This window comes from Flavobacterium sp. TC780 (assembly GCF_056783245.1).
This window is the reverse complement of sequence record NZ_JBXBAV010000112.1, coordinates 1-10,113: the sequence shown is the minus strand read 5'-3', so window position 1 is coordinate 10,113 and position 10,113 is coordinate 1. Positions and strand designations below refer to the sequence as shown.

Below are 10,113 nucleotides of genomic sequence, written 5' to 3'. Positions count from 1 at the left end.
CGTATTGCTAAGGTTAATACATGCTCCTGTTGTTAGGGAGGCAGCACCTATGCAAGATTTTGGCTTTAGGTTTTATATATTTATTTAATAGATAATAGGTTTCTAAATTGGTATTTAGATTCGTTGCCATTCATTATTTCCGATTTTATAATCAAAACTATTGATAATCATTTTTTTGAAATAATCTGGACCTTCAAGCTGTTCTCGCGTTTTATGGAATTCGGCTTTAAAGAATGTGCTTATTTGCTTTGTTCTTTCGGCATAATTTTCCCCAAATATATTCTCAGGAGTAATTCGGTCAAGAATAGAAACGGTTATTGCACTATCATATATTATGAAATCTCCTTTTGGTAATGCTTCTGAAGTACCATGAATTAGGATAGGAATAATATCCAGATTAAACGTCTTGCCAGATAAAATGCTCCTTTATGGAACCGTTTTATCTGATTGCTCTCTGATCTTGTTCCTTCTGGAAATACCATTAAGGAATATCCTTCGTCTATTTTTTTGCGTAAATGTTCATAAGTTCCTCCTTCAAGTCCTTCTGATACGGGATAAAAGCCTGCTTTTCTTACTGTAGCGCCAAAAATAGGAGAATTATATACCCAGTCGCTTACCAGATAAATGATTTTTGGGCTTAAATATTTCCATGCAGGATATCTAAAAAGGGAAGAATGGTTACAATTATGGCAGAAGTTTCTTAAAAAGTTCTCGTTATGAATATTACTTATTTTTTTGCTAACAAAAGGGTTTGTATATAAAACAGATTTCATGAATTTTGAAATCAGATATCGGAATCCTTTTATTTTTGTTTCCTCTTTTAAAGGAAGAATTTTCTATAAACGTCAAACAAAAAAGAGACATTAAGATTCCGCCAAGACCATAGTATAAAAATGATAATATACCATGTATAAAAGAGCGTAGCTGGAATGGTGCTTTTCCGTTTTATACGATTGGATAAGAAAAGTTTAAATAGAATTGGGTAGAAGATAAACGTAATGATTAGTGCTGCAAAAACCCCAATTAATGAGATTGACGAAATAGATTGTAATGCGGGATGTTTGGCAATATCAACGCACGAATTCCTAGAATTGTTGTTATTACCGCCAGAATAATTGATATGTTCTGTATATCGCGATTTCATCTTTTTGGTTGTATATTCTTTCTGTAAGGCACTTGTCATGAAAATACTAAAATCGACACCATGACCAAAAATCAAGTACAAACAATCATGCTGAAAATATTCAGCTGGATATTAAAAATCTCCATGATACCAGCCGTTACAATTCCGGTTAATGCAATCGGAATACAGCTTATGATCACTAACTCAACTCTTCGAAAATAAAGAACAGAATAAGAATCACTGCAACAAATGAATAATTTATTAGAGAATTAAAATCGGTATTTAGTGTGCTAAAGAAAGTTTCATTCATTTGCTGACGGTCGATTGCCAGTAAACCATCTTTTGCAGAAGCCGATTTTACAAATGCATCACGTTGTTGAGGCGCAACCTTAACTAATGTTGAGATGGTAAAAAAACCGTTTTTTCTCACTAATGGATTCTTGTAATTGTAAGGTGCTGATCTTTAAATAATCCTATAGGAAATAGGTTTAAAACTAGCATCAAGATGCTCATAAAAAGCAGTGTACGTTGTGGGTTTAAATCCAAGTTTAGCTCCTTCGCTTATTAATTGAGATTTTAAAAGCTGTTTTTTATTGGCATCCCAAAACAAATTCCATTTATCTATTTTTTGTTTTTTGTTCCTTTTTGCGAAAGCATATTCTGCCTACTCAACTATAATTTAGTATTTTATTTTCCTGTTTTTCTTTTGCGAGATACATCAAAAAGTTGACTGTTTTTTTGTAAAACGTCTTCCATGCTATTTCCGAAGATGCCAGATAAATAGTTTTAGAAGTTAGACTTGTTGTGCTTTCTTCTAGTTTTTTCTCGGCAGCTTTGATTTCTTTTGGGGCAAATTGAGTTGTGATAAATCGTTATTCAAACCAATATTGTTATAAGTAAAACAACAAACGATTGTAATAAAGAGAACGCAAAAACCAATTAAGAATTTATTGTTATGAAATGAGAAATGTGCCAATTTATCAATCACATTTTTCTTGTGTTCAAAATTGCTCTCTTTTGGTTTATACAAATGGGGAACAATTAAAGGTAGTAAAAATGCAGAAGCCATTACGATTACTGCAGCAAAAATCCCTAAGTTGTTTAAGGCATCTGATTTTACAAAAAGCAGACATAAAAATGCAACGGCAGTTGTAGAACTGCTCATGATTACTGGCATTGTGATGTCTTTGTACAATGTTTTTACATCGCTATTATGCTTGTAATGGGTTAGGATATGAATGGAATAGTCTATTGTAATTCCCAATAAGATAGATCCTATCCGACTATGAAATAGCCGAAATTTGTTCTTTTACAAAGTATAAAAACGCAACGGCAAATAATGCTCCAAAAACTGTTGGAAGAAAAATGATTAACGGGATAAATACTTTTCGGTAAAATAAAATCTAGATATAAGCATTAGCGTAATCATTGCAATAGTTGTAGTAAGTATGATATCGCCCTTAATCTGGTCCGCATTTGCAACAGCAATAAGTGCTGATCCAAAATAACTTACCGAAGCTTTTGTTTTAAACTGTTTGTTTAAATTGTTTTTTATGGTATTGAGCTTTGCAGAAAAATGGAATTTTGCTCTGTTTCGCTCGAAGGTAATATTAAGAAGTAATAAACAACAACAATTTCTTTTTGTCCTTGGTCATTACAAAACCATTATCGAGGGTAAAATCGTCACCAACATTTAATTGCTGTAGTTTTTTTAAGGCGATGAATGAAATTCCTAATGGATCTTGTAAGATGAAATCTTTGGTAATAAATCCCGAAGGCGAAATTATTGATTTGTAATTTCCTTGTACAGTTGCTGCAATACTATCTTGTTGTAATTTAGATTGAATGTTTGCATAATCTTTGTCATCCAGAAAAAGTGGCACATTGTTGTAAACAAAATCGATGGTTTCCTGAATATTTTCTTCGTCGATTTTTCCTTGTACAGCTGTTATGTAGGGTTTACAAGTTTTGGCAATACTATCGGTAAAAACAGCTGCCATTTCTTTTAAATCTTCATTTGTTCCTTCTTTTTCTACTTGGAAGATAATGGTGATTTTATCAGCAAAATTAAGTTGCTTTAGTACTTTGGCAGTAACATCGGTTTTATCGTTTGTTGGGATAAGTTTGGTGATATCTTCTTCAAATTTAATTTTGGAAGCAAAAAATCCAAATATAAAAAAGCATCGCAATTGCCAAGAAAACCGATAGTGATTTTCTCTTGTTTACAAATAGATGTATGGCGTAGAAATATTGATGCATGCTTATTGTTTAAAGTTTTTTAGCCACTGATAGCATTGATTTATACAGATTACTTTTGTTGCGAATATAAATCTTTTTTAATTCTTTAATCTGTGGTAAAATATTTAATTTAATTATTGGTTTTGTTTTTTTGTGCACTAAACAATGTTAAAAGCAAGTAGGCTATTGATCCGAATAATAATGCCATTAAAGATGCTAAAACCAGACTCCCAACAACATATTGTGTTATGTTCTTTGATACATCTGTAAGTGCTAAAGAATCATTTAGTACTAAAGGCGCCGTGTCAGAAATAAACAAACTTCCCATTTTTAAAGATCCATATATTACTAATGGAATGAAAGGAGGGAAACTAACATTGGATGCCAAAAAAGCGATAACTTTATTTAATTTGAATAAGGTGGCAAAGAAAAGAAGTAATACGGTTTGGAATCCCCAAAATGGTGAAATCCCAATAAAAACGCCTAATGCTATTGCTGTCGATTTTTTAAAATTAGATTCGTCACTTTCCAGAATATCTTCGAGTAAGAATTTTTTAAGTCCTTTTTTTTTAATTTTCCGAACTAAATCTCTTGGCTTAATATATACAAGGGCAATTAAAACCAACACGGTATTTAAAATACTGATTCGGGTAAAATCCTTGAATGGGCGAAAATGGGAAACTCTCTCAGTGGATCGTATAAAACTTTGATTGGAATGTTTTTAACTGGAATGCCTTTCCATGCCGCACGTACAATAATCTCGATTTCAAATTCAAATTTAGGAGTGAAATGTCTTTCGGGAATTAATTGTAAAGGGGTATAATCGAAATCCGGATTGTGTGTCCTCAAATGAATCCTGTTTCAAACCAAAACCAGAAGTTTGAAAATTTATTTCCCAAAATCACTTTTTTTAGGCACATTTTCCTGTGACATATTACGACTTCCGATAAGTAGTGTATTGGGTTCTTTTTGAATAGCATTAATAAACAAAGGAATATCCGAATAAAATGTTGCCCATCGGAATCGATTGTTATTGCATATCCGGGTAATTTAAAGCAATTGCCTTATTAAACCCGTTTTGCAATGCAATTCCCTTTCCTTGGTTTTCGGGATGGTGAATTTGAATGAGTTGTGGAAATTTTCCCAAAATTAGACTTGTTCTATCTGTTATCCATCATTGACTACAATAATATCCTTGGTATAAATAGAGGAATAGAATTAAGAACTTCCTCCAACGTTTTGTGGTTGTTGTACGTGGGTACAATAACACAAAAATTAGTTTGTGTAAGTTGTTCTTCTTGAGATAAAATAGGTTTCATTTTGTGATTTTTCTTTAACTACTTTACTGTTTGCTTTTCTTCTGCAGAAAAACTTTTAGATTGTAGGATAAAGTTCTTTAAGTATTCTTTTAGTACAGTATTTTGATCTTTATAATGTGCCAGAATAAATTTTTTGTCTTCTTTGATGTTTTTTTTATAACCCGTAATTCCAGGAACATTTTCCTGAATACTTAATCGAATCATTCTAATTTCTATAGAGTTTGGTTCTTTTACGACAGTACTTTCTAATAGTTTTGCACCTTCTTTAAAACGACTCATTTTGGCAGAGATTTTTTTCTCATATTTAGAATCCAATAGTATAGAAGCAGCTTTATAGGCTACCAGAATATTTTCGTCTGTAGTAGAAATATCGTTTAGTTTTGCAGTAAAATCTTTTGCACTAGTTTCAGAATCTGAAGCTGTTGGGTATATTTTCCTGATAGTTGCTAGATCAGGAGTATTTACCAGACTTATTAATAAAAACAATGATAAAAATAGTTTCATGATTAAGCTTTTTTATAAACATTGCTTAGTTTTAGAGCAACAGTTTCGTTAAAATAAGTCGTGTTTTTTACTTTTACCAAACCATCTTCGGTTGTGGTGATATCCAATTCTAAACGTAATTCGGGTGTAACTTCAGGATTAATTAGTGCCATGAACTTTACATTACTAAGTGTTTGCATCATTAGGTTACTTTTGGTAATTGTTTCCGAAAGTTCTTTTATAATCTGAATCATACATACTCCCGGCATTATAGGGTTGTCTGGAAAATGACCTTTAAAAACAGCGTGTTTATCATTTACCAAAATGATAGCATCGTATTTAGAATCAGTTGTGTTTCTAATGAAAGTATTTTATAAAAGTCTTTTAAAACCATAGTTGTATTTTTATTTTCCGAAAGTATATGTTGCTCCTATTTGATAAACTAAATTAGTACTATTAGCTCCATTTGCATAATAATTAGTAAATGCATCTGTTACTCCTTTTTTAATTCTTGCTTCAAATGAAACTCCATTTTTCAGACTGTATCCTAATCCACCAATAATTCCTAAATCTATATCTTGTCCTTTGTTGAAATTTCTTTCTTTGTCTTTTGGGTTTACTTCAAATGTATTTGCAATAAGTATGTCACAAAAAGGTCCTACTAGGACATAAACACTTTCAGTAAAATTAAATTTATTAATCGTTACTCCAGAAATATATTGCAGTGATGCATTTACATTGGCTTCTTCGTAACCAGTAATGATGTAACTATTTGTTGCAGAATCATAAATAGTTGTGGTTCCCATAGAAAGATTTCCTTTACCTCCTTGTCTCGAATATGTTAATTCAGGTTGTAATGTATAAAATTTCGAAAGTTTCAGAGCTCCAAATCCTCCGATATAAAAATCGGTTTTGTTTCCAAGATTTGAATCTGTCAATTTAGAAATGTTAATTCCGGCTTGAATTCCTGGTTTAAAAGTTACTTGTGCTTGAGCCTGAAATATTCCTATAATCGAGAATATGGCAAAAAATAAATTCCTATAATTCATTGTTCTATTTTACTTTAAAAGTGTAGGTAACTCCAACTTGAAAAACCGTATTTAAAATGATATTATCATAATAGTCATCATAATAATTATTATCAATACCATCATATCCATAAATATCGATTAATCCTTGTTTAAATCTTGCTTCAAAGGTTAAACCATTTGGCAAACTATATCCAAGACCAGCAACAAAAGCAACGTCAACTCCAACAGGATTGTAGTCGTATGAAGGAAAATTGTCACTTGTTTTAAAATCTACAGACGGACCACCTAATATATGAAATCCACCTCCAGCAAAATGATATTTAGCAACTGCACCTACTGAAATATAATTTAGTTCGTATTTTACTTTACTTGATCTAAATGATCCCATTGAATATTCACGTGCCTCAGCTCCTTGTCTTGTATAGGTTAATTCTGGTTGAAGAGTGAAATATCTATTAAATTTGATGGCTACCAATCCACCTACATAAAAATCTGATTTTGCATCGCTAGACCCAAAATTGGAAAGGTTTGAAATATTTAAACCACCACGAATTCCGGGACTTACAGTTACTTGTGCATGAGATTTTATTAGGCCGATAAAAAATACAAATGCAATTAAGATTAATTTTCTCATTTTTATTTAGTTTAATGATTAGTTTAAATTTTACTCTGATTTAAAATAATTCAGCTCTATTTTTAACTTTATATTTTGATGTAAAATCTCTATTTTTTCTGCAAAAATATTGTTTTCCGAACGAAAACTTATAGTTATTTTTTCTTTTGTTTGGGAGGCATGTACTACTTTCTCTAGTTTGCTACTTTCTTTAGATAAAAATATGAAATTATATTGTTTGCTATCTTTAGTTTGATAGATAGTATTTTCTTGATTTTCAAATGATTTGTAGATTGTGTAGTCTTTTTTAAGAAGCAATCTGAAATCTTTTTTTAATGTGGAAATAAGAATTTTTCGATCTAATTCGGATACAATTGAGTTGACTTTAAAACTAGTTTCCGAAATTTCAAAGTCTAATAATTTATTACCAAATTCGGTTGTAAATACAACTCGATGGGTGGTGTCATTTATTTTCTTGGCAATAAAGATTCCGGATAGTTCGTGACCATAAACCGTTATGTTTGCTTTATAGACATAATCGATTTTTGGGTTAGAAAAATAAGGGGCTTCGTAAGTCGTTTTCTCTAATGGTTTTGGAGTATAATTTTCGGTAATTTTTTGTCCACAAGAAAATAAGAAAATGACTAGAAAGCAATTAATTAGTAAAAACGGAGTCGTCGATTTTTGCATTTATCACTTTATTTTTAAGTACAATTCGAGTATAATCTTCAGATGATTCAAGCAATTTTACCTGAACAACAGTAGCGTCTTCTTTATCAAAAGTCAATTCTATTTGCTTGATGTATTTTTTTAAAGTTGCATCTTTTGGAATAAATTTAGCTATGTTCTGATTTTTTGCTTTAAAATAGCTGATGCTAAATTCCTTATCATCAAACATATTTCCACTAACACTACCTACAATCAGTTTATTGATTCGACCAAAAATTTTGCTGTTACCAATATCAACAGCACTCTTTTTACCTTCGTCATTAATTAGGATTTTACCGTTTTTAAAAGCAATGCTATAATTGTACGGTTTCTTGTATTGCCATTGCAACAAGCTAGGTTCTTTAAAAATCATCTTTCCAGATGTTTCAATATCCTTGGATAAAAAATCCAAATGTTTGTATTGTACAAAATCTGTACTTAATGTTTTTATCTTTTTAGAAACTACATTAACCGATTGTTTGAAAGTTGTGATTTCACTATCGGACATTTTTTGTTCTTGTGCGGAAGAGTTCCAAGCGAACAGATTCAGAATAATAGCGAATAAATATATTTTAGTTCTCATATGCTTTAAGATTCAAAAGTTTTTCAACCGTAATCACGGTATAATTGTTTTGTTGCAGGAACTGTAAGAACTGTTCCAAGACCAAAACCGAATGTTTAGCCGTATCGTGCAAAAGTACGATTCCGCCGGGAGAAAGTCGTTTTATAATACGATTGTAAATGATTTTTTGGTCTTTGATTCCGCCGTCAAGCGATCGTATATTCCAACCAATTACTTTATGCTCACTTAATTTTATGGCTCTGCGAATAGATGGTGTTGTTACGCCATAAGGAGGACGGAAAAACTTGATTTTTTTTGAAGTGAATTTTTCCAGAAGTGCATCTGTTTTCTCCAGTTCTTCGAGTATTTTTTGGGCATTGTAAAAATCAAAAAAATGAGAATGACTGTATGAATGATTTCCCACCTGATGTCCTTCGGATAAAATACGTTCTATAATTTTGGGATGTTTCTCGATATTTTTTCCAATACAAAAAAAGGTAGCTTTTACATCGTATTTTTTTAAAACGTCCAGAATTTCTAATGTAGTTTCGCTTGGGCCATCATCAAATGTTAATGCAATTTTCTTATGGGTTAGCGATGGATTATTGCAATAGGCTCTTACATGATAATTAGAATTTATTCGTGCCGAGTTTATCGACACAATACTCAGCCAGATAAGACCAATCAGGATAAACCACCAAAAATTGATTGCGATATAAAGTTTCGTAAGAAGCAATAAAAGCAATAGGATGATAAAAAATACAGCAGTGTTTTTATGCGTTATCATTTTGAAATTAATGTAAAACTATGGTCTTTACCGTTTAATTGGTTGTATAATAAAATAGTATTGTACGCTGAGTTTTCTAATGAATTAATTTTAATTAGTTCTGGTATTGTTTGTGTTTGGATAATTTTAGAACCCACCCATAATCCAAAAGATGAAGCCGTATTGTATTCTCCACATAAATGTTTGTAATAAACCTGTGGTGTATTTGCGAAAGCTTTTTCGGTTACGTTTTTATAATAAGAATCAAATTCAACATCACCATTAAAACCTAAAACAACAGCATCAATATCCGAGATTTCTAATTTATTCGATTTCAGAAATTCAACAATTTCAGATTCTACTTCATTTTCTTGTAGTTTGTTTTTGATTTCTACATCAAGAAGCTCTGCATAGGTAGTATCTTTTTTCTCATTTTCTAAAACAAAAAAACTAGCTCCTTCACCATAAATATATCCTTTTGTAGTTTCGTTCAAAAGTTGGTAAGGTTCATCTCGATCCTCTTTTATATATCCTGCCAATTTAAAAAGCGAAATTGTATAATCGCCATTTTCATCAACTCCACCAACTAATATAGAGTTGGCTTCGTTTTCTTCTATTTGTTCCCATTTTTGCATCTAAAAGAGCCGACTCAAATGAGATTGCACCATTTACATAAGTAAAATTATATCCCTTGCATTGTAGCATAAGAGCAATTTGTGCTCCAACAGTATTGTGTGTAGATTGTATAAAAGCAGTTGGCGTTAAAAACTCTTCGTTATTATCGATAATTGCTTTTAAGAATTTGTCTGAATACTTGGATTGCAACCCATTCCGGTTCCGGTAATAATAGCATCGACATTTGTAATATTCGCTTCTTTTAAGGCATAAGCCGAAGCTACAATTCCGTTTTTGATTCCATTAGCCATTCTTCGGCTTGCAACCGGAGAAATGAAATCTTTGTAAACCGGTTTTTTTAAAAATAAAACATTGTCATTTTTATCCCATTCGGCATCTTCCAAAAAAACAGTATCAAATGTTTTTTGAGCTGAAAGACAACCTGTACCATTTATATATGTCTTTCTCATTTGTTTTTAGAAAATATTAAGAGTGGAACAATTACCGCCAAATCCCAAAAGAATTGGATAATACGTGCTCGATATTTTTATGTTTTAATGTTGTTTGTGGTGTCAAGTTAAATTCCTGCATCGGTGTTTCGAAATTTAAACTAGGGAAAACTACATTGTTCTGAATGGCAAGTATGCTATAAACA

13 protein-coding genes and 2 pseudogenes are annotated in these 10,113 nt (G+C 31.4%); all 15 read right to left on the bottom strand.

Going from position 1 to position 10,113, the window contains the following annotated elements:
- Positions 1 to 374: 374 nt before the first annotated feature.
- The 15 genes and pseudogenes from AC1RYN_RS12225 to AC1RYN_RS12155 all read right to left on the bottom strand — a co-directional run bounded on the left by AC1RYN_RS12225 (position 375) and on the right by AC1RYN_RS12155 (position 9,928).
- A complete protein-coding gene (locus AC1RYN_RS12225) occupies positions 375 to 773 on the bottom strand; it encodes a lysophospholipid acyltransferase family protein (RefSeq protein WP_481807182.1) in 399 nt (132 codons plus the stop codon).
- A gap of 549 nt (positions 774 to 1,322) precedes the next feature.
- Positions 1,323 to 1,553, bottom strand: coding sequence for a hypothetical protein (locus tag AC1RYN_RS12220; RefSeq protein WP_481807181.1), 231 nt, complete (start codon positions 1,551 to 1,553; stop codon positions 1,323 to 1,325).
- A gap of 384 nt (positions 1,554 to 1,937) precedes the next feature.
- The gene (locus AC1RYN_RS12215) at positions 1,938 to 2,387 is read right to left on the bottom strand and encodes a hypothetical protein (RefSeq protein WP_481807180.1); all 450 of its coding nucleotides are present in this window, start codon (positions 2,385 to 2,387) and stop codon (positions 1,938 to 1,940) included.
- Positions 2,388 to 2,733: 346 nt separating this feature from the next.
- Positions 2,734 to 3,312 carry a hypothetical protein gene (locus tag AC1RYN_RS12210; protein ID WP_481807179.1) on the bottom strand — a complete coding sequence of 193 codons (579 nt, stop codon included), beginning with the start codon at positions 3,310 to 3,312 and terminating at the stop codon, positions 2,734 to 2,736.
- 179 nt (positions 3,313 to 3,491) lie between these two features.
- Positions 3,492 to 4,680 (bottom strand): annotated as a pseudogene (locus tag AC1RYN_RS12205) (DUF2062 domain-containing protein).
- Positions 4,681 to 4,698: 18 nt separating this feature from the next.
- Positions 4,699 to 5,184, bottom strand: a complete 486-nt coding sequence (locus AC1RYN_RS12200; protein WP_481807178.1) for a hypothetical protein — start codon at positions 5,182 to 5,184, stop codon at positions 4,699 to 4,701.
- A 2-nt stretch (positions 5,185 to 5,186) separates the two neighbouring features.
- A pseudogene (locus AC1RYN_RS12195) lies at positions 5,187 to 5,557 on the bottom strand (ApeI family dehydratase).
- Between the two features lie 10 nt (positions 5,558 to 5,567).
- Complete coding sequence (locus tag AC1RYN_RS12190) at positions 5,568 to 6,212, bottom strand: outer membrane beta-barrel protein (protein ID WP_481807177.1); 645 nt, start codon at positions 6,210 to 6,212, stop codon at positions 5,568 to 5,570.
- Positions 6,213 to 6,216: 4 nt separating this feature from the next.
- On the bottom strand, positions 6,217 to 6,828 hold the full coding sequence (locus AC1RYN_RS12185) for a porin family protein (RefSeq protein WP_481807176.1): 612 nt from the start codon (positions 6,826 to 6,828) through the stop codon (positions 6,217 to 6,219).
- Between the two features lie 30 nt (positions 6,829 to 6,858).
- Positions 6,859 to 7,497, bottom strand: coding sequence for a flexirubin biosynthesis protein LolB2 (gene lolB2 / locus AC1RYN_RS12180; protein WP_481807175.1), 639 nt, complete (start codon positions 7,495 to 7,497; stop codon positions 6,859 to 6,861).
- Positions 7,463 to 8,098: a flexirubin biosynthesis/transport protein LolA2 gene (lolA2, locus tag AC1RYN_RS12175; protein WP_481807174.1), complete on the bottom strand. Its 636-nt coding sequence runs from the start codon at positions 8,096 to 8,098 to the stop codon at positions 7,463 to 7,465. Before lolA2 ends, lolB2 begins: the two co-directional genes overlap by 35 nt.
- Complete coding sequence (locus AC1RYN_RS12170; protein ID WP_481807173.1) at positions 8,088 to 8,864, bottom strand: polysaccharide deacetylase family protein; 777 nt, start codon at positions 8,862 to 8,864, stop codon at positions 8,088 to 8,090. Before AC1RYN_RS12170 ends, lolA2 begins: the two co-directional genes overlap by 11 nt.
- Entirely contained in the window at positions 8,861 to 9,478 is a 618-nt protein-coding gene (locus AC1RYN_RS12165; RefSeq protein WP_481807172.1) for a hypothetical protein, read from the bottom strand. The genes AC1RYN_RS12170 and AC1RYN_RS12165 overlap by 4 nt, the downstream gene beginning before the upstream one ends.
- A complete protein-coding gene (locus AC1RYN_RS12160; RefSeq protein WP_481807171.1) occupies positions 9,417 to 9,668 on the bottom strand; it encodes a hypothetical protein in 252 nt (83 codons plus the stop codon). The genes AC1RYN_RS12165 and AC1RYN_RS12160 overlap by 62 nt, the downstream gene beginning before the upstream one ends.
- A complete protein-coding gene (locus tag AC1RYN_RS12155) occupies positions 9,638 to 9,928 on the bottom strand; it encodes a hypothetical protein (RefSeq protein WP_481807170.1) in 291 nt (96 codons plus the stop codon). Before AC1RYN_RS12155 ends, AC1RYN_RS12160 begins: the two co-directional genes overlap by 31 nt.
- Positions 9,929 to 10,113: the final 185 nt, after the last annotated feature.

What these genes read in the sequence shown, in the direction of transcription:
- AC1RYN_RS12200 (WP_481807178.1), bottom strand. Translation starts at nt 5,184, where the DNA reads ATGAAACTATTTTTATCATTGTTTTTATTAATAAGTCTGGTAAATACT.
- AC1RYN_RS12225 (WP_481807182.1), bottom strand. Translation starts at nt 773, where the DNA reads ATGAAATCTGTTTTATATACAAACCCTTTTGTTAGCAAAAAAATAAGT.
- lolB2 (WP_481807175.1), bottom strand. Translation starts at nt 7,497, where the DNA reads ATGCAAAAATCGACGACTCCGTTTTTACTAATTAATTGCTTTCTAGTC.
- AC1RYN_RS12165 (WP_481807172.1), bottom strand. Translation starts at nt 9,478, where the DNA reads ATGCAAAAATGGGAACAAATAGAAGAAAACGAAGCCAACTCTATATTA.
- lolA2 (WP_481807174.1), bottom strand. Translation starts at nt 8,098, where the DNA reads ATGAGAACTAAAATATATTTATTCGCTATTATTCTGAATCTGTTCGCT.
- AC1RYN_RS12185 (WP_481807176.1), bottom strand. Translation starts at nt 6,828, where the DNA reads ATGAGAAAATTAATCTTAATTGCATTTGTATTTTTTATCGGCCTAATA.
- AC1RYN_RS12155 (WP_481807170.1), bottom strand. Translation starts at nt 9,928, where the DNA reads ATGAGAAAGACATATATAAATGGTACAGGTTGTCTTTCAGCTCAAAAA.
- AC1RYN_RS12190 (WP_481807177.1), bottom strand. Translation starts at nt 6,212, where the DNA reads ATGAATTATAGGAATTTATTTTTTGCCATATTCTCGATTATAGGAATA.
- AC1RYN_RS12170 (WP_481807173.1), bottom strand. Translation starts at nt 8,864, where the DNA reads ATGATAACGCATAAAAACACTGCTGTATTTTTTATCATCCTATTGCTT.